Source organism: Rhodobacteraceae bacterium M382 (assembly GCA_025141015.1).
Lineage (GTDB): Bacteria > Pseudomonadota > Alphaproteobacteria > Rhodobacterales > Rhodobacteraceae > Aliisedimentitalea > Aliisedimentitalea scapharcae.
The window spans coordinates 347,651-366,612 of the sequence record CP081098.1 but is presented as its reverse complement, the minus strand read 5'-3'; the positions used below and the strand labels follow the sequence as shown (position 1 = coordinate 366,612).

At 59.6% G+C, this 18,962-nt stretch carries 19 protein-coding genes, 1 tRNA gene and 2 riboswitches; of the genes, 10 read left to right on the top strand and 10 right to left on the bottom strand.

Annotated features, from left to right (window positions below; all coding sequences use genetic code 11):
* Window positions 1-155: 155 nt before the first annotated feature.
* Window positions 156-231, bottom strand: a tRNA-Lys gene (locus tag K3727_01725).
* A gap of 106 nt (window positions 232-337) precedes the next feature.
* Here K3727_01725 and dapF point away from each other — a divergent pair.
* Window positions 338-1,192 carry a diaminopimelate epimerase gene (dapF, locus tag K3727_01720; protein ID UWQ91562.1) on the top strand — a complete coding sequence of 285 codons (855 nt, stop codon included), beginning with the start codon at window positions 338-340 and terminating at the stop codon, window positions 1,190-1,192.
* Entirely contained in the window at window positions 1,192-2,454 is a 1,263-nt protein-coding gene (gene mtaB / locus K3727_01715) for a tRNA (N(6)-L-threonylcarbamoyladenosine(37)-C(2))-methylthiotransferase MtaB (protein ID UWQ91561.1), read from the top strand. The genes dapF and mtaB overlap by 1 nt, the downstream gene beginning before the upstream one ends.
* 171 nt (window positions 2,455-2,625) lie before the next feature.
* Here mtaB and K3727_01710 read toward each other — a convergent pair whose 3' ends face one another.
* From K3727_01710 to K3727_01695, 4 genes are all read right to left on the bottom strand, one after another.
* Complete coding sequence (locus K3727_01710) at window positions 2,626-3,420, bottom strand: cytochrome c1 (protein UWQ91560.1); 795 nt, start codon at window positions 3,418-3,420, stop codon at window positions 2,626-2,628.
* A 15-nt stretch (window positions 3,421-3,435) separates the two neighbouring features.
* Entirely contained in the window at window positions 3,436-4,764 is a 1,329-nt protein-coding gene (gene petB, locus K3727_01705; GenBank protein ID UWQ91559.1) for a cytochrome b, read from the bottom strand.
* Between the two features lie 12 nt (window positions 4,765-4,776).
* Window positions 4,777-5,337, bottom strand: coding sequence for a ubiquinol-cytochrome c reductase iron-sulfur subunit (gene petA / locus K3727_01700; protein ID UWQ91558.1), 561 nt, complete (start codon window positions 5,335-5,337; stop codon window positions 4,777-4,779).
* Window positions 5,338-5,548: 211 nt separating this feature from the next.
* Complete coding sequence (locus tag K3727_01695) at window positions 5,549-6,151, bottom strand: glutathione S-transferase (GenBank protein UWQ91557.1); 603 nt, start codon at window positions 6,149-6,151, stop codon at window positions 5,549-5,551.
* A gap of 195 nt (window positions 6,152-6,346) precedes the next feature.
* Window positions 6,347-6,498: riboswitch (FMN riboswitch) on the top strand.
* Between the two features lie 78 nt (window positions 6,499-6,576).
* Between K3727_01695 and K3727_01690 the strand changes: the two genes are divergently transcribed.
* A complete protein-coding gene (locus K3727_01690; GenBank protein UWQ91556.1) occupies window positions 6,577-7,011 on the top strand; it encodes a 6,7-dimethyl-8-ribityllumazine synthase in 435 nt (144 codons plus the stop codon).
* Window positions 7,012-7,032: 21 nt separating this feature from the next.
* On the opposite strand, the gene K3727_01685 is transcribed toward K3727_01690, so the two are convergent.
* From K3727_01685 to thiB, 3 genes are read right to left on the bottom strand one after another with little or no spacing between them, the layout of a single operon-like run.
* Window positions 7,033-7,725 carry an ATP-binding cassette domain-containing protein gene (locus K3727_01685; protein ID UWQ91555.1) on the bottom strand — a complete coding sequence of 231 codons (693 nt, stop codon included), beginning with the start codon at window positions 7,723-7,725 and terminating at the stop codon, window positions 7,033-7,035.
* Complete coding sequence (locus K3727_01680; GenBank protein UWQ91554.1) at window positions 7,712-9,268, bottom strand: thiamine/thiamine pyrophosphate ABC transporter permease ThiP; 1,557 nt, start codon at window positions 9,266-9,268, stop codon at window positions 7,712-7,714. The genes K3727_01685 and K3727_01680 overlap by 14 nt, the downstream gene beginning before the upstream one ends.
* Complete coding sequence (thiB, locus tag K3727_01675; protein ID UWQ91553.1) at window positions 9,244-10,221, bottom strand: thiamine ABC transporter substrate binding subunit; 978 nt, start codon at window positions 10,219-10,221, stop codon at window positions 9,244-9,246. The genes K3727_01680 and thiB overlap by 25 nt, the downstream gene beginning before the upstream one ends.
* A gap of 32 nt (window positions 10,222-10,253) precedes the next feature.
* Window positions 10,254-10,346, bottom strand: a riboswitch (TPP riboswitch).
* A 222-nt stretch (window positions 10,347-10,568) separates the two neighbouring features.
* Between thiB and aroC the strand changes: the two genes are divergently transcribed.
* Genes aroC through K3727_01660 form a run of 3 tightly spaced genes read left to right on the top strand, consistent with a single transcriptional unit; the run spans window position 10,569 to window position 13,290 of the window.
* The gene (gene aroC / locus K3727_01670) at window positions 10,569-11,672 is read left to right on the top strand and encodes a chorismate synthase (protein ID UWQ91552.1); all 1,104 of its coding nucleotides are present in this window, start codon (window positions 10,569-10,571) and stop codon (window positions 11,670-11,672) included.
* Window positions 11,672-12,349: an HD domain-containing protein gene (locus tag K3727_01665; GenBank protein ID UWQ91551.1), complete on the top strand. Its 678-nt coding sequence runs from the start codon at window positions 11,672-11,674 to the stop codon at window positions 12,347-12,349. The genes aroC and K3727_01665 overlap by 1 nt, the downstream gene beginning before the upstream one ends.
* Window positions 12,346-13,290 (top strand): AEC family transporter, encoded by a 945-nt coding sequence (locus tag K3727_01660; protein UWQ91550.1) that lies wholly within the window; start codon window positions 12,346-12,348, stop codon window positions 13,288-13,290. Before K3727_01665 ends, K3727_01660 begins: the two co-directional genes overlap by 4 nt.
* Window positions 13,291-13,302: 12 nt before the next feature.
* Here the strand turns inward: K3727_01660 and K3727_01655 are convergent, their stop codons facing one another.
* On the bottom strand, window positions 13,303-14,805 hold the full coding sequence (locus K3727_01655; GenBank protein UWQ91549.1) for a malonyl-CoA synthase: 1,503 nt from the start codon (window positions 14,803-14,805) through the stop codon (window positions 13,303-13,305).
* A gap of 95 nt (window positions 14,806-14,900) precedes the next feature.
* Here K3727_01655 and K3727_01650 point away from each other — a divergent pair, with 95 nt between their 5' ends.
* Window positions 14,901-15,839: a DMT family transporter gene (locus K3727_01650; protein UWQ91548.1), complete on the top strand. Its 939-nt coding sequence runs from the start codon at window positions 14,901-14,903 to the stop codon at window positions 15,837-15,839.
* 61 nt (window positions 15,840-15,900) lie between these two features.
* On the opposite strand, the gene K3727_01645 is transcribed toward K3727_01650, so the two are convergent.
* On the bottom strand, window positions 15,901-16,767 hold the full coding sequence (locus tag K3727_01645) for a branched-chain amino acid aminotransferase (protein UWQ91547.1): 867 nt from the start codon (window positions 16,765-16,767) through the stop codon (window positions 15,901-15,903).
* 160 nt (window positions 16,768-16,927) lie between these two features.
* On the opposite strand from K3727_01645, the gene K3727_01640 reads away from it, so the two are divergent.
* The 3 genes from K3727_01640 (at window position 16,928) to K3727_01630 (ending at window position 18,812) form a co-directional block, all read left to right on the top strand.
* A complete protein-coding gene (locus K3727_01640; GenBank protein UWQ91546.1) occupies window positions 16,928-17,440 on the top strand; it encodes a MarR family transcriptional regulator in 513 nt (170 codons plus the stop codon).
* Complete coding sequence (locus K3727_01635; protein UWQ91545.1) at window positions 17,437-18,138, top strand: response regulator; 702 nt, start codon at window positions 17,437-17,439, stop codon at window positions 18,136-18,138. Before K3727_01640 ends, K3727_01635 begins: the two co-directional genes overlap by 4 nt.
* Window positions 18,139-18,293: 155 nt before the next feature.
* Window positions 18,294-18,812 carry a hypothetical protein gene (locus tag K3727_01630; protein ID UWQ91544.1) on the top strand — a complete coding sequence of 173 codons (519 nt, stop codon included), beginning with the start codon at window positions 18,294-18,296 and terminating at the stop codon, window positions 18,810-18,812.
* The last annotated feature ends 150 nt before the right edge of the window (window positions 18,813-18,962 follow it).

Genomic DNA, 18,962 nt, shown 5'->3' with positions numbered 1-18,962 from the left:
CAAGAGTGATGTGGCCACCAAAGCCAGAACAACGCTGAATCAGCGTAAAGACGCTTGAATTTCAAACAGGCAGACTAAGCCCTCAGTATGGGCTTACCATACATCCCAAGGGTGCCAAAAATGAGGCTAAGTAGTCAATATTTAAAGGATTTCAGTGGTGAGCCGTGCAGGATTCGAACCTGCGACCCACTGATTAAAAGTCAGTTGCTCTACCAACTGAGCTAACGGCCCACACTCTGTGGCGCGGTTACTATGCCCACAGTGCATAGCGGTCAAGGCCCAAAATCAAAGAAATCGACCTCTGGATAGATTTTTCTCGCTGAACTATATGAGGCCTATGAACAACGGATCAAATACCACTCGCAAAGCGACCTCGGGCTTGCCATTTCGCAAGATGCACGGGCTGGGCAATGACTTTGTTATTGTCGATGCGCGCAGTGCGCCGGATCTGATCACCCAAGCTTTGGCGCGGGCGATCGGGCATCGCGCTTTTGGTGTTGGCTTTGACCAGTTGGTTGTCTTGCGCGACTCGGATGTCGCCGATCTGGACGTCGAATTCTGGAACTCGGATGGGTCGCGGGCCGGGGCCTGTGGCAACGCAAGCCGTTGTATCGCACGCCTGATTTCCGAAGAGACCGGAAAATCCGACATGTCGTTCAAAACCGATCATGCGGTGCTGCAAGCCAGGTCTTTGGGTGACAATATCTTCAGCGTGAATATGGGCCTGCCGCAATTGGCATGGGACCAGATCCCGCTGGCGGGGCCGGTCGAGGATCTGATGAACCTGCCACTCCCAGGATCTCCCGGCGCGGTCGGCATGGGCAACCCGCATATGGTTTTCGTGGTCCGGGATGCCGAATCTGTCGACCTGAAAACCGTTGGACCAAACCTGGAGCACCACGCGCTGTACCCGGAACGGACCAACGTCGAATTCATCCATGTCATCGACCTCAACGCGATCCGTATGCGGGTCTGGGAGCGGGGCGGCATGATCACTCTTGCCTGTGGATCCGGTGCCTGCGCTGCGGCCGTCGCGGCCCATCTCAAGGGCCTGACAGAGCGCAAAATCACAGTGCATCTGGATGGGGGACCATTGGAGATCGATTGGCGCGAGGACGGGATTTGGATGACCGGCACCGCAACCCACGTGTTTGATGGCATTCTAACCCGTGAATTTCTGGACTCTGTTTGATGATCTCGAAACCACCCCAGTTCACGACCCTCGGGTGTCGTCTTAACGCCTATGAAACCGAGGCTATGAAAGAGCTGTCGCAACAGGCCGGGTTGGACAATGCCGTGGTGATCAACACCTGCGCGGTCACCGCCGAAGCCGTTCGCAAGGCGCGTCAGGAAATTCGAAAACTGCGCCGCGAGAACCCGGATGCGCGGATTATCGTAACCGGATGCGCCGCCCAGACCGAACCCGAAACTTTTGCGGCCATGGACGAAGTCGACACTGTCATCGGCAACACCGAAAAAATGCAACCCGGCACCTGGCAGAACATGGCGGCGGATTTCATTGGCCAAACCGAACGGGTCCAGGTGGATGACATCATGTCCGTGTCCGAAACCGCCGGCCACCTGATCGACGGGTTTGGCACCCGGTCGCGCGCTTATGTGCAGGTTCAAAACGGCTGTGATCATCGGTGTACGTTCTGCATCATTCCTTATGGCCGCGGCAATTCACGCTCGGTCCCGGCCGGGGTCGTGGTCGATCAGATCAAACGGCTGGTGGACAAAGGCTACAACGAGGTGGTGCTGACCGGGGTCGACTTGACCTCGTGGGGGGCAGATCTGCCGGCACAGCCCAAACTGGGCGACCTGGTGATGCGGATTCTCAAACTGGTGCCAGACCTGCCGCGCCTGCGGATCTCGTCGATCGACTCGATCGAAGTAGACGAGAACCTCATGCAAGCCATCGCAACAGAAACGCGCCTTATGCCGCATCTGCATTTGTCCCTGCAACACGGCGATGACCTGATCCTCAAACGGATGAAACGGCGGCATTTGCGCGACGACGCAATCCGCTTTGCGGAAGACGCCCGCCGACTGCGACCGGACATGACCTTTGGCGCTGATATCATCGCGGGTTTCCCGACCGAAACCGATGCGCATTTTGAAAACTCGCTGAAACTGGTCACGGATTGTGATCTGACCTGGCTGCACGTATTCCCCTATTCCAAACGGGACGGCACGCCGGCGGCCAAAATCCCCAACCAGATCAATGGCAATGTGATCAAGCAACGCGCCGCCCGTTTGCGGGCTGCGGGGGACGCACAGGTTCAGGCTCATCTGGCCGCCCAGATTGGCAAAACCCATCACATTCTGATGGAAAACCCCCATATGGGTCGGACTGAACAATTCACCGAAGTCACATTTGCACAGCCCCAGCGCGAGGGCAGCATCGTGACCGCCCAGATCATCGGTGTGACCGAGACCCGGCTCTCCGCCTGATCTCCCGTTCGGCAGCTTGCTGCTTCTTTCTGGTTTCAAATACCTTGGGGGTGAATGCCTCGCAGAGGCAGAGGGGGCAACGCCCCCAATAGAAAACCAAACAAGAAAAGCCCCCACCAGATGATCTGGCAGGGGCTTTGATATTCAATGTACTGACGGATTGATCAGCGATCAGTCGCGCGTCTTGCTCTTGTGGGGGGCCCAGATGCGCTTGTTGGTCAGATACAGCATAACAGACAGGATCGTCAGGAACAGAACACCAACAAAACCGGCCTGCTTGCGGGCCATCATCTTGGGCTCGGCAGTCCACATCAGGAACGCCGCGACGTCCTGGGACATGTTATGCACATCATTAGCATGACCATCGGCAAATTCGACTTGTTCGTCGAACAGCGGCGGTGCCATCGAAATCCAGCCACCAGGAAAGGCAGTGTTTTCGTAAAAAAGAGTGCCTGCCTCTTCCTTTTCTTCGCCAGTGTAACCGTCCAGCAGCGATGCAATGTATTCAGCACCACCCATACCTTTGACGAACTGGTTGATACCCAACCCATAGGGGCCGTGGAACCCGGCACGGGCCTTGGCCATCATCGACAGGTCGGGCGCACCCGCTGCCGTGTTGGCCGGGAAGTGGTCGACCGGCTTTGCCGGGCGGTCATCATCCAGCTCTGCATCAAACACCGAGAAGTTTTCAGCTGCATAGGCGCGCACCTGATCTTCGGCCATGTGCGGGCCGCCTTCGTCAGACAGGGTCCGGATCGGAACCTGCTTGAGACCATGGCAGGCCGCGCAGACTTCGGTATAGATCTGCAGACCGCGCTGCAGCTGGTTTTGGTCGTAGGTGCCGAACGGGCCTTCGAACGAGAACGCAAAGTCCTCGATGTGCTGGTCGCCACCACCTGCCGCGTTGGACGCGACAGGGGCAATCGCCAGAGCAAAGGCAGCACCGATTGCAAGTTTCTTGAACATGGGTTTCGGTCCCTCTTATTCGGCGGGCGAAGCGTCAGACGCCTTGCCATAATGCGCGTTGAAGTCTTCTTCGATGGTCGCGGGCTGTGCGTCCGGCTTTTCGATCACACCCAGGATGGGCAGAATGACCAGGAAGTAACCGAACCAATAGGCCGAAGCGATCAGCGAGAACGAAGCATAGGGCTCTTCAGCAGGCATCGCACCCAGCCACATCAGGGCAAAGAAGTCGACGATCAGCAGGTAGAACCACCATTTGAACATCGGACGATAGGTCCCCGAACGCACCCGGCTGGTATCCAGCCATGGCACCAGAGCCATCACCGCGATCGCGCCAAACATGGCCAGCACACCAAAGAACTTGGCGTCGACGATGCCACCGGTCACGAAGGACGCGAACTGAACAACCCAGACTTCCGAAGTGAAGGCACGCAGGATCGCGTAGAACGGCAGGAAGTACCATTCAGGAACGATATGCGCAGGTGTCACCAGCGGGTTGGCTTCGATGTAGTTGTCGGGGTGACCCAAGTAGTTGGGCATATAGCCGACAATCGCCCAGAAAATAACCAGAACAACGGCCAGACCAAAGAAGTCCTTGATCACAAAGTAGGGCCAGAACGGCAGCGTGTCTTTCTTGGCTTCTTCCTTCGATCCCTTGCGGACATCAACACCCGACGGGTTGTTGTTGCCTGTGGTGTGGAAGGCCCAGATGTGAACCACGACCAGGGCGGCAATCACAAACGGCAGCAGATAGTGCAGCGAGAAGAAACGGTTCAGCGTGGCGTTGCCAACGGCGGGCCCGCCCAGCAGCCAGGTCTGGATCGGTTCGCCGATGAACGGAATGGCACCAAACAGGCCGGTGATGACGGTCGCACCCCAAAAGGACATCTGACCCCAAGGCAACACATACCCCATGAATGCGGTGCCCATCATCATCAAATAGATCAGCATCCCGACGATCCACGTGATTTCTCGTGGTGCCTTGTAGGAGCCGTAGAACAGACCCCGGAAGATGTGGATGTATACCGCAACAAAGAACAGCGATGCGCCGTTCATGTGCAGGTACCGCAGCATATGGCCGCCATTCACATTGCGCATGATGTGTTCGATGCTGGCGAACGCCAGATCAACATGCGGGGTGTAATGCATCACCAGAACGATACCGGTAACGATTTGCAGGGCCAGGCAGAATGCCAGAACGATGCCCCAGATCCACCACCAATTCAGGTTCTTGGGGGTCGGGATCATGATTGTGTCGTAGATCAGACCAACGATGGGCAGGCGGCTGTGCAGCCACTTTTCTGCGCCCGTCTTTGGTTCATAATGATCGTGCGGAATTCCGGACATGAGCGCGCTTCCTTATCCCAGTTTGATCGTTGTTGCGTCGGTGAATTCAGCCACCGGCACGTGCAGGTTCTCAGGTGCGGGACCTTTGCGGATCCGGCCTGCGGTGTCATAATGCGACCCGTGGCACGGGCAGAACCAACCGTGAAAATCACCTGCGCCATCACCCAGAGGCACACAGCCCAGGTGGGTACAAACACCCATCATCACCAGCCATTCACCGGCATCATCCAGTGTGCGGTTGGCATCGGCAGCATCGGTGCCGGGTTTGTTGGGGTTTTCCGATGATTGGTCAATCAGCTCGGACAGCTCGACTGAACGGGCGTCATCAATTTCTTCCTGGCTGCGACGGCGAACGAACACCGGCTTGCCCAGGAACATGACACTGATCTGTGTTCCGATCTCTACATCACTGACGTCCACCAGGATCGAGGACAGCGCCTTGACGTCGGCCGAGGGGTTCATCTGGTTGACCAGGGGCCATACGGCGGCACCCGCGGTCACTGCCCCGGCGCCGGCAGTGGCGTAGTAGAGGAAATCTCTCCGGGTTCCTTCGTGGTCTTCTGCGTGGGACACGAGGTTTTCTCCAATTCCAGCGCCCGCTTAAGGGCAAACATGCGCATGCACCGCTGGTTTTGCGGTGACTCAAGGCGCGTATCTATCGACGCAAAATGCATTCGTCCAGACTTCATGCGTGCGCATGAAGTCGCAGATACATATTTATGTAACGTACCGGACACAGTTGCCCAGGCGAAATCACCGGAATTGGGAGAGGGTCGGCTAATTATCAGCTTTCGGGCGGTCGCGTGGCCTCCATGCTGGGGCGCGATTCGAACGCCGCAAACCAATCGGCAAGGGCTTCATTTCCGGTGCGCCAGCCAGAATCCGGATGCCGAAAGTCAACGTAGCCAAGCGCACAGGCCACGCCAATCTGACCAATATTCAGCGGGCCGCGCAAATGGGGCATCCACCGCGCGTTCAAAGCCGCACATCCGCCCAGAACCTTGCCCAATTGGCCGTCAATCCATTCGGGCCAGCGTTTTTCTTCGGGGCGCAGGCGTTTTTCATACGACAACAAAACAGCCGCATCCATGATCCCGTCAGCGGTCGCCTCCAGAATTTTTGTGTCCCAACCACCGGCGTACAGCTTGCCGCCCGCACGGTCGTCCAGATATTCACAGATCACCCGGCTGTCGTACAATGTCGGCCCGTCGCCCCGCTCCAGCGCCGGGATCTTGGACAGCGGATTCGAGGCACTGACATCTGCGCTGGGGGCAACCGGCGAGGTGGCCACATCGACAATCTCGACATCATCCAGCTGACCGGTTTCGTGCAGCAGAACCACAACCTTGCGCACAAAGGGCGACGCCCCGGCATAATATAGCTTCATGTCTTTCTCCTCCTGTTGCGACCCAAGGTAAGTACTCGATCGCATTTGGAAAGGGCATTGGGTCGCAAAGATGACCGCTTGACCCTCCTTTGGTCCTTGATTTTTGTCAGGCCCCTGATTTTTGTCACGCCTCGAATTATTTCAGACCCGCAACACTCAACGCTTGAAAATCATCGCAATCATGGCCAATGTCCGGTCTGTTCTCAGGGCGGGGTGAAATTCCCCACCGGCGGTATGCAGGGCATTGATCCTGCCAGCCCGCGAGCGGCTCCCGGTCATTGGGAGTGTCAGCAGATCTGGTGAGAGGCCAGAGCCGACGGTGAAAGTCCGGATGGAAGAGAACGTGCGGATCAGATCACGCCATCAGTGTGTCTGGACGTTCGTGATCGCCTTGGGTGCCGTGTCTGTAACCAAAGGAGATCACTATGACACACACCCGCTATGCTTTCATCAAGGCGCAATGGCACGCCGATATTGTCGATCGCGCATTGGAGGGGTTCTGCGAACTCATCCCCGCCGAACAGGTCGATGTCTATGACGTTCCCGGCGCATTCGAAATGCCGCTGGTGGCGCGGGATCTGGCCGCGACCGGACGCTATGGTGCCGTGGCCTGCGCCGCCTTTGTCGTTGATGGCGGCATCTATCGTCATGATTTCGTGGCCCAGGCTGTCGTCGACGGATTGATGCGCGCCGGACTGGACACCGGGGTTCCGGTGCTTTCGGTCTCGCTGACCCCGCACCATTATCAGGAAACCGATCACCACAACGCGATCTACCGCGAACATTTTGTGGACAAGGGCCGCGAAGCCGCCCAGGCCGCGCTCCAGATCGGCAAAACCCGCGCGGCTCTTGCAGCCTGACTTAGATAAATCGCGCGCCTGTCACCCCAGATAGGCCCGCAACGCAGGCGGCGGATTGTCCAGCAATTCCGCCGTCGCCACCGGCGCATGCGCCTGACCGTCTGCCACCAGTATCACCTGATCGGCGATCCGGCGCGCGTCATTCGGATCGTGGCTCACCATCATCAGAGTCGCACCGGTTTCCGCGATCAGGTCCGCCACCAGATCCAGCATCTCGGCCTTTAATGCGGGCCCCAGCGCGGCAAAGGGTTCATCCAGCAACAGCAAATCCCGCCCCTGCACCAGCACCCGGGCCAAGGCCACCCGGCTTTGCTGTCCCCCGGACAGCGCCGCAGGTTTGCGAGCGCCCATACCGTCCAACCCAACCCGGTTCAATGCCTGTTCAACCCGTGCGGTGTCCTGCGTGTCCAACCGCAGATCGGCCCGAATCCCCAGCCCGACATTCTGCGCCACGCTCAAATGCGGAAACAGATTGCCATCCTGGAACAACATCGCAACAGGCCGCTTGCCTGGTGCCATCGCGCCCAGATCCTGACCATCCCACCGCAACGTCCCCGCGGCAAAGGGCAAAAACCCGGCGATCGCCTCGATCAGGGTGGTCTTGCCTGCCCCGGATGGGCCAATGACCGCCACGCGCGCACCCCGCGAAACGCACAGATCTGCGCTCAGATCAAAACCGCCGTTGGAGATGCGACATTTCTCAAGCTTCAGCATGCCAACGCCCTCCCCGGTCCAAAACCCAGAATGCCCCCATCGACAAACCCAACAGCAACAGCGCCGCCCCGGCCGCGGCTTCCATCCGATAGGCCCCCATCAACCGATAGATCTGCAGAGGCAATGTTGCCATCTCGTGATCCGCGAACAACGCAATGACCCCCAGATCCCCCATCGACAGCGCCGCCGCCAACCCGGCGGCAAATCCGATCTGCGCCCGCATCCGCGGCAGCAGAACGCGCCTTACGAATGGCCAACCGCCCATGTCCAGCGACAGGGTCAGCTTGCCATAGCGCGCCACCACAGACCGGGCCTGTGGCACCAGGATCCGCAGCGCAAAGGGCAACGCCATCACCGCATTGACCACAGCCGTCACGATCAGAGCAAAATCGCTGGGATCTGCAAAGGGATGAATGACCACGAACAACCCGGTGCCAATCACCAAAGGCGACGCCGCCAATCCCAGCACTCCCGAGATTTCGATTGCGCCACCATGACCCAGCGCCACGGCCACCGCCATTGGCAAAGCCAACAGCAACAGAACCAACGTGCTGGCGGCAGCCACCCCAATCGATGTCATCGCGGCCTGTACAACTGCCCAGGGCAAGTCGACCAACCCCGGTGCCCCGGACACCACGATGGCCATCAACGGCAAAAGCAAAAATGCCGCCGCGGCACAGATCCACCCGGCATCGACGGCGCGTGCGCCCGGGCTCTCTCCATCCCAGCGTCTGACCAGCCGGTCCAACCCGCCGCCAAATCCTTCGCCTACCGACACCCGCAACGCAACCCAGGCCGCCAATCCGGTCAACACCAGCTGAAGGCCCGACAGCAGCGCCGCCCGACCCAGATCAAAATCAAACCGAAACGCCTGATAGATTGCCAATTCAATTGTTGTCGCACGCGGCCCACCACCCAAGGTCAACGCCACGGCAAAGCTGGTCAGGCAGATTGCAAAAACCACGGCCAACACCCCCGGCACCACCTGACGCAGCATCGGCACTTCCAACAGGCGGAACATATCCCGACCATCGGCACCCAATTGTGCGGCCAGACGAAACCGTTCTGCCGGGATCTCCTGCCATCCTTGCAGGATCAACCGGGTTGCCAGCGGCAAATTGAAAAACACATGCGCCAGCACGACACCATGCAGGCCATAAATGCGGATCGGCTCCACCCCGATCCAGCCCAATGCCGTACTGATCCACCCGGCGCGCCCAAACACTTCGAGCAATCCCAAGATGGCAACAATCACCGGCAGGATAAACGGCGCACCCAACAGCCCGATCAAAAGGCGGCGACCAAAGAACCTACGCCGCGCCAAAGCCCGCGCCACAGGAATCGCAAGCCCGACGCTGAACAGCGCCGACAGACTGGCCTGAAACACGGTGAACCGCAGCGCCGCCCAATCGGACGGGCCCAGACCCGACCCGGCCTCGGCCCGCCAAACAACGGCGCACAACGTCCCCAGAATCAACGCGGCAACAGCAATCGCCGCGCAAATCCCAGAGGCTGCGCTTACTGGCTCAGCGCGCCGAGCCATTCGCCCAAGGCTACATCCCGCACGGCTGCCGCTTCCGAGGCAGGCAACAAAAGCGATTTCTCGGGCGTCACCAACGTGTCAAACCCATCCGGCAAACCGGCGGCCGGAGTGACCGCCGGGTACATCCAATTGGTCGTGGGGATAATCGACTGGAACGCATCCGACACCATGAACGCCAGGAATTGATCGGCCAGTTCGGGCTGGTCGCTGGCGGCCAGCTTACCGGCCACTTCGACCTGCATATAATGGCCTTCGCTGAATGATGCTGCTGCCTTGGACGCATCTTCTTCGGCAATCAGGTGATAGGCGGGCGATGTCGTATAGGACAACACCATGTCCGCTTCGCCTTCCAGGAACAGGCCATAGGCTTCGGACCAGCCTTTGGTCACGGTGACCACATTGTCGGCCAGCCCCTCCCAGATCGCCGGGGCCTCATCGCCATAGGCCGCCTTGACCCACAATAGCAGGCCCAAACCGGGCGTGGACGACCGCGGGTCCTGAATCACGATTCTCTTGTCGCTGGCGCCCAGCGCCTTGAAATCCGTCGGTGCGTCCGCATCGGCATTATGCACGAACGCGAAATACCCCCAATCATAGGGTACGAACAGCGGATCTTCCCAGCTGACCGGCAACGCATAATCGGCGCGCACATCATGGACGGCGAACAGCCCGGTTTCAGCCGCAGCAGCGGTCAGATTGGTGTCCAACCCCAGCACGATATCTGCGTCGGACCGTGCGCCTTCCAACTTGACCCGCGCCAGCAACGCCGCACCATCGCCCGCACCAACCAGCTTCAGATCACAGCCACAGACGTCTTCGAACGCTTTTTCCACCGCCGGGCCCGGGCCCCAATCGGAGACAAAGCTGTCATAGGTATAAACGGTCAATTCAGGCGTTTCGGCATAGGCTGCCGTCGCGCTCAAAAGTCCCGCTGCAAATGCAAGATGTTTCATCTCATCCTCCTTTGCGGCGATAGGGCAAGGGTGGATGTCTCCGAAACCTTCCCTCCGCCGGTTTTAGCCGGTTCAGGTTCAACGGGTGTCATCTCAGCACCAATGGTGCACCCCGAGGTGGCGCAGACCCTAGGCCGCAATGCCACCAAACACAAGCTATGGCAGCCATCAGGCCCTAACAGTCAGGGCCAAGTGGACTGATCCCCTGTTCATCTGGCCCCAAATATCCCGGGGGAGTCACCAAAGGTGACGGGGGCAGCGCCCCCAACCCACATCCCAACACGCGAATCCGCTTGAGCCCCTGACCCCGCGTCGCTAATCACATCCCCCAAAGGAGACCGCGTCCCATGTCGATGAACAGCTTTGGCCACCTCTTCCGCGTCACCACCTGGGGTGAAAGCCACGGACCCGCATTGGGTGCGACCGTGGACGGGTGCCCACCCAATGTGGCAATCGAACCCGAGATGCTGCAACTCTGGCTCGACAAACGCCGCCCGGGTCAGAACAAGAATACAACCCAGCGCAACGAACCGGATGCGGTGAAAATCCTGTCGGGTGTGTTTGACGGAAAATCCACCGGAACTCCGATTCAGCTGATGATCGAAAACACCGACCAGCGGTCGCGCGATTATGGCGAAATCGCCCAGACGTTTCGCCCCGGCCACGCTGACATCACCTATCACCAGAAATACGGCAACCGCGATTATCGCGGTGGCGGGCGCAGCTCGGCCCGCGAAACCGCAGCCCGGGTCGCCGCTGGTGGCGTCGCACGCGCGGCGATCAAGGCACTGGTCCCTGACCTGGAAATCAAAGGCTACATGACCCGCATGGGCGAGATGGAGATCGACCGGTCCAAATTCGACTGGGACGCGATTGACCAGAATGATTTCTGGATTCCCCAGGGCGCAGATCAGGCACAGGCATGGGAAGATTACCTGCAAAAGCTGCGCAAGGATCACGATTCGGTTGGTGCCATTGTCGAAGTGGTGGCCCGCAACGTTCCCGCCGGAATCGGCGCTCCGATCTATGGCAAGCTCGACACCGATCTGGCCGCCGCGATGATGTCGATCAACGCGGTCAAAGGCGTCGAAATCGGCGAAGGCATGGCCGCGGCCCTGTTGCGCGGCACGGAAAACGCCGACGAGATCTATATGGGCGAAAACGGCCCTGAATATTCGTCGAACCACGCGGGCGGCATTCTGGGCGGTATTTCCACCGGACAGGACGTGGTGGTGCGCTTTGCGGTCAAACCGACCTCGTCGATCCTGACCCCGCGTCAGTCGATCCGCAAGGACGGCACCGCCATCGAAGTCATTACCAAGGGTCGTCATGACCCCTGCGTCGGCATCCGCGCCGTGCCCGTGGCCGAAGCGATGATGGCCTGTGTTATCTTGGATCATCTGCTGCTGCATCGCGGTCAGATTGGCGAAAACCAGGGCACGATCGGCTGATGCACGACATTCACGCGCGGCTGCGCCGCCTTGTCGCCCAGCAGATGGATCAGGATCCGGCGCATGATCTGGCCCATCTGGATCGGGTCTGGACCAATGCCCACCGTATTGCCCGCCATCAGGCCGATCACGAAGACTCTGTAAACCTGCGGGTTCTGATGGCTGCGGCCTATCTGCACGATCTGGTCAACCTACCCAAGGACGCCCCCAATCGGGCCGAGGCTTCGACCCTATCGGCCCAGCGCGCCGTGCCGATCCTGCAGGACCTGGGGTATACCGGGGCCGAAATCAAAGCCGCCCAACACGCCATTGCGGCGCACAGCTATTCCGCCGGTATCCCGGCGCAATCGACCGAAGCCGAAATCCTGCGCGACGCGGACCGGCTGGACGCATTGGGTGCCATCGGCATTGCCCGCACGTTCATTGTCGCGGGCAGCATGAAGCGCGCGATCTATGATCCGGCCGATCCCTTTGCCGCCGACCGTCCGCTGGATGATCAGGATTGGTCCATCGACCATTGGCACCTGAAACTGCTGCAGCTGCCCAAGGAAATGGTCACCACCAAGGGCCGCGAGATTGCCGAAAAACGGGCCAAGCTGATGCTGGCCTATCTCGAACAATTGTCCAAAGAGATCGACACCGACCTGCCCAACCATTGGTCTGACCTGCTGACATGACCCAGATCCTTGCCATCACCTTCCCGATCTATGGCGCAATCGCGCTGGGGTATCTGGTGGTGGCAAAAGGCTGGTTCGCCGCTGCCGAAATGCGCACACTGGGCAAATATGTCCTGAATATCGCCTTGCCCGCGCTGCTGTTCAATGCGGTGGCGTCGCGCCGGATCGCGGATGTGTTCCAACCCGACTATATGCTGGCCTATGGGCTGGGCGGGCTGGCGACCATCGCCACCGCCTGGATCTTGTTCACCCTGCGCGGCACTGACCCGCAACGGCGCGCGTTGGGCGTTATGGGCTCGACCTGTCCCAACAATGCTTTCATCGGGTTTCCGATCATGTTGCTGGCTTTCCCGGCCCAGGCCGAAATCATCCTGGCGCTGAACCTTCTGGTGGAAAACATCCTGTTGGTGCCGCTGTGCCTGTTGCTGATGGAAGGCGCATCGGGCAACCGACAGGGGTCTTTGCTGCGCCACATCGGAGCAATTCTGCTCAATGTGCTGAAAATGCCGATGGTGATCGGGCTGTTGCTGGGCCTGGCGGTCTCGCTTGTCAATGTCCCTCTGCCCGCCCCCTTTACCCGCCTGACCGGTATGTTGGCGGCCTCGGCCTCGGCATTGTCGCTGGTGGTGATCGGTGGATCACTGGTCGGCCTGCCGCTGCATGGCAACCGGGGACTGGCCGCGCAGATCACCATGACCAAACTGCTGATCCACCCCGGGCTGGTTGCCGGTGCGGCTCTGACGCTGAGCGCTTTGGGCTGGATCGCGCTGACCCCGGATTTCCACAGCGCAGCAATCCTGTCGGCGGCGATGCCGATGTTCGGCATCTATACGGTTCTGGCCCAGAAACAGGGGCTCGAAGGCGCCGCGTCGATCGCCATGCTGGCCGCCACAACAACCGCCTTTGTCACGCTCAACCTGTTCCTGCTATTCCTGACCTAAGGCCTGGGACCCTTAGGCAAACAAACCGGCGTATTCCTCGCGCAGCGCCTTTTTCTGAACCTTGCCCATGGTGTTACGGGGCAACTCCGGCACCAGGATCACCTGCTTGGGCTGCTTGAACTTTGCCAGGTCTGCGGCCAACGTCTCCCGCACCTGATCCGCCTGCAATTCCGGATCAGTTGCCACAACGATGGCCACGACCGCTTCGCCGAAATCGGGATGTGGTGCGCCAATGACGGCACTCTCCAGCACCCCCGGCATATCGTCGATCAGGCTTTCGACCTCCTTTGGGTAAACATTGAACCCGCCGGTGATGATCAGATCCTTTTCGCGCCCCACGATGGTGACATAGCCATCACTGTCCATCCGGGCCAGATCGCCGGTGATGAACCACCCGTCCGGGCGCAGCTCTTCGGCGGTTTTCTCGGGCATCTGCCAATAGCCCTGAAACACATTTGATCCGCGCACTTCCAAAACCCCGGTCTCGCCCGTCGGCACCGGGACGCCATCTACCATGATCCGCGCCTCGACGCCGGGCAACGGGAAACCCACGGTTCCGGCGCGCCGTTCCCCGTCATAGGGGTTGGACGTGCTCATATTGGTTTCGGTCATGCCATAGCGTTCCAGGATCCGATGACCGGTGCGCGCTTCCCACAGCTCGTGGGTCTCAACCAACAAGGGTGCCGATCCCGAAATGAACAGACGCATGTTGGCTGCCCGTTCCCGCGTCAGCCGCTCATCCGCCAACAGGCGGGTATAGAACGTCGGTACCCCCATCAAAGCGGTGGCATTCGGCATCGCCTCCAGAATGGCGTCCGCGTCAAACCCCGGCAGGAACACAACCCCCGCCCCGGCCAACAGCGCCACATTGGTCGCCACAAACAGCCCGTGCGTGTGAAAGATCGGCAGGGCATGGATCAGCACATCCTGATCTGTGAACCGCCAGTATTCCTTTAACATCTCTGAATTCGACGCCAGATTGGCATGGCTCAGCATCGCGCCCTTGGACCGCCCGGTGGTCCCCGACGTATAGAGGATGGCAGCCAGATCCTGTGCCCCGCGCGCCACCGGGGTAAACGCCCCCCGGCCCACGACGGACTCGGTCAGCGTACCATTGCCTTTGGCATCTAGCGTCACCACCCGCGCATCTCCGGAGATCCCGCGTATTGCCTCCGACCGGTCCGGATCACACACCACAACGCGTGGTGTCGCATCCCCCAGGAAATAAGCGACTTCGGACGTGGTATAGGCGGTATTCAGCGGCAGAAACACGCCCCCCGCCATCACCGTTCCCAGGTACAGCTGGATCGCTTCGATCGTCTTGTGAACCTGCACGGCAACGCGGTCCCCGGGTTGCACCCCCATCGCCACCAAAGCCGCTGCATTGCGTTCGGCCCCGGCAAACAGCTCACCAAAGGTGACACTGGCCCGCGCTGGAAACCGCGCAAAGTTCCGGGTTTCATGCCCGCGTGATGCCGCATGTAATCGGGAAATCAAATGGTTGGTGTCATACATTCTGGTCGCTCCGGCTGATGGCTCCGTTTTGCGTCAGGCGGCAAAGCAAAATCAACCCGTTGATCTTTCGGTCGCTGAGGCGCAGGGTCGCGGCCATGGCACAATCATTAACATCGCATCGACCGATTCTCGCGGTTTTTCTCAAAGTGACCGCCATCGGCCTGTTCACTGCCATGTCCGGTGTGATCAAGGCGACATCGGATGTTGTGCCTGCGGGCGAAGCGGTGTTCTTCCGCTCGTTCTTTGCGATTCCCGTCATCGTTGTCTGGTTGGCGATCCGGGGCGACTTGCGCCACGGGTTTGTTGCCAAGAATCCGATGGGTCACGTCTGGCGTGGGGTGTTGGGGACATCTGCGATGGCGCTGACATTTACCGGTTTGGGGTTGCTGCCGCTGCCCGAAGTCACGGCCATCGGCTATGCCACCCCCATTTTTACAGTCATCCTCGCAGCGCTTTTGCTGGGTGAAACCATCCGGCTGGTGCGCCTCTCTGCCGTGGCCATCGGGTTGGTCGGGGTGTTGATCATGATCTGGCCCCGGTTGGGCGGCGGCGCAGACATGAGCGATACCGCCACGCTGGGCGCGATCTGCGTTCTGCTCGCGACCATGGCCCGGGCGATGGTCCAGATCCACCTGCGCAAGCTGGTCCAGACAGACCACACCGCAGCCATCGTATTCTATTTCTCGGCCACCGCATCCGGTCTGTCCCTGCTGACCCTGCCATTTGGCTGGGTGGTGCCGGACCTGCAAACGACCCTGCTGCTGATCGGGGCCGGTTTGGTCGGCGGTATCGCACAGATCCTTGTGACTTCTTCCTATCGTTTTGGCCCGGCGTCGATGCTGGCTCCCTATGACTATATGTCGATGCTGTTTGCCATCATCATCGGCTATGTCTGGTTCGCGGAATTACCGACCTGGGTCATGCTGGCCGGGGCGACCTTGGTCATTGCCGGCAACATCCTGGTCATCTGGCGCGAAAGCCGCCTGGGCCTGGACCGCCGCCGCACCCGCGCCGCAACAGACCCAAAGAATTGAGCGCAAACGAAATACGGGCGCCCATATGGACGCCCGTTTTCAAACCCCAAGTCGCGTGAGATCAGCTGCGTACCAGCTTCTCGTAATCTTCGGCAATTCCGCGGGTCAGATCACCAACCTCGAACGTATAATCCCCGATCTGCCCCACCGGAGTCACCTCGGCCGCAGTACCTGTCAGCCAGCACTGTTCAAAATCCGCCATCTCTTCGGGTTTGATCCGACGTTCATGCACGGTGATGCCCTTGTCCTTGAGCATTCCGATCACGGTCTGCCGGGTGATCCCGTTCAAAAAGCAATCGGCCAGCGGTGTGTGCACTTCGCCACCCTTGACGAAAAACACGTTGGCACCGGTGGCTTCGGCCACATATCCGCGCCAATCCATGAACAACGCATCCGAACAGCCTTTGGCTTCGGCCTTGTGCTTGGAGATGGTGCAGATCATGTACAGACCGGCGGCCTTGGCATGAACCGGAATGGTTTCCGGGCTGGGCCGTTTCCATTCCGCAATGTCCAGCTTGGCGCCTTTCATCTTGGCGTCGCCGTAATAGGCGCCCCAGCCCCAGACGGCGATCGCCATCCGAACCGGGTTCTTGGCCGATGCGACACCCATGTCTTCGCCCGACCCACGCCAGACCAACGCACGCACATAGGCGTCGGTCAGACCGCTGGCCTTCAGCGTCTCTTCCTTGGCGGCTTCGATCTGATCGACCGTATAGGGCATCGGCATGTCCAGCGCCTCGGCGGAGGCGATCAACCGCTCGGAGTGTTCGCGGCTTTTGAAAATCTTGCCGTTATACGCCCGTTCGCCTTCAAATACGGAACTGGCATAATGCATGGCATGAGTCAGAATATGGACCTTGGCATCACGCCAATTGACCATCTCTCCATCCATCCAGATCAGACCGTCCCGATCATCATAACCCGACATACCAAATCCTCCTGACGCGGGGTTGCTTTACGAATATTGCGCTCTTTACGACCGAACCGGACATAATATTGCGCCAAAACTGCGATTCGATACCTCTTTGCTCTTGGAATGTCAACAAGGCTGACTTAAACTGTAACAAAACCAGAAAAGGACACGAGCCATGTCTGAGGGTCGATCAGCGCCGGGGTTTGGCGGCGAAAGCCTGCTGTTTCTGACGGATGAACAACTGCGTCAGGGAATCGAGGCAATGTTCTTTGCCTATCGCGGGTTCACCGCGGATCCGGACCGCATTCTGGTGGAAATGGCCTATGGGCGGGCCCATCACCGGGCGATCCATTTCATCAACCGCGCGCCGGGCACCACGGTGAACAACCTGCTGGCCATCCTTGGTGTCACCAAACAATCGTTGAACCGGGTGCTGCGCACCCTGATCGACGACGGGTTGGTCGAAAGCCGGGTGGGCACCGTCGACAAACGCGAACGTCACTTGTTCCTGACCGAAGATGGGCGCACTCTGGAATCGAAACTCTCTGACGCCCAGCGCACCCGGATGCGGGCCGCCTACAAGGAAGCTGGCCCGGATGCAGTTTCAGGTTTTAAAAAGGTTCTCGAGGCCATGATGGATCCGGACATGCGCCGGGCCTATGGAAAATTGCGGGATAGCAGCACATGAGTGATTTGGACGCCCACCTGCTGATCGTGGATGATGATGAACGCATCCGGGATCTGCTCAAGAAATTTCTGGTCCGCAACGGGTTTTTGGTCACCGCTGCACGGGATGCCGCCCACGCCCGGCGGGTCTTGTCCGGGTTGGATTTCGACCTGATCGTGATCGACGTGATGATGCCCGGAGAAGACGGCGTCAGCCTGACCCGCGCCATCCGCGAGACCAACACCACCCCCGTCATGCTTTTGACCGCCAAAGGCGAGACCGAACACCGGATTGCCGGGCTGGAGGCCGGGGCAGACGATTACTTGGTCAAACCCTTTGAACCCAAGGAGCTTTTGCTCAGGATCAATGCCATCCTGCGCCGTATGCCTGAAACCCCTGTCCAGGACACCGTGCCAAAGATCCTGCACCTGGGCCCGATCCGCTATGATATCGAACGCAGCGAAATGTGGCAGGGCGACGCGCTGGTCCGGCTGACTGCCACAGAGACCCAATTGATGAAGATCTTTTCCGCGCAACCCGGCGAACCAATCAGCCGGGCCAAGCTGGTCGAAGACCTGGGGCGCGACCGGGGACAGGCACAGGAACGCGCTGTGGATGTGCAGATCACCCGCCTGCGGCGCAAGATCGAACCCAACCCCAAACAGCCGCGGTACCTGCAAACCGTGCGCGGCGCGGGCTACATGCTGGCACCGGATTGATCCTGACCCACCGCGGCTGGCGGGCCGAACACCCCTGGGCCAACAGCTCATGGATTAAGAAAAGACAAACCCGCGTCGCCCGTGTATTCTGGGTGCATGAATTCCAGTTGATCGACCCGCGCGGCTAAAATCGACGCTGCACCTGCTCCGCTCAGATGCAGCAGCCGCCGCACTATGGAGGACACGAAATGAAAATCCTGACGACCACCCTGTTTCTGGCCGCGCTGCCATTTTGCGCTGTGGCACAGCAACTTGAACCCTGGGGCGAAGCCGGGGGCTGGGACGTAATGATTGACCCGACACTGGGCGACGGATGCCTGATTCAGGCAGCGTATCAGGATGGCAGCGTTGTCCGCATCGGATTTGATCGCACCGAAGGCGCGGGCTACATCACCGCTTTCAATGAATCCTGGGGGGACATCGTCGAAGGCGAAACATATCCGATCCTCTTTGATCTGGACGGTCAGGAATACGAAGGCGAAGCCCAAGGCATTTACCTGAACGACGTGCCCGGTGCCGACATCTATTTTACCAACTCCGATTTCCTGTTCGATATCGCGGCAAAATATACGATGACACTGTATAACGAACACGGCGAAGTCATGGCCATTGACCTCGGCGGCACCATGGTCGGCCTCGAAGCCGCCATCGCCTGTCAGGACGAAATGGGCTGAGCACGCCAGACCGCTGTAGTTGCGTGAAACCGGGAACCAGGGGCTGCGCGCACCCTTTCCGCCTGACCGGCCTGCTGCTTCTTTCTGGTCTCAAATACCTCGGGGTTTGGGGCAGAGCCCCAAGTCCGAAACGGCCACGGGGCACAGCCC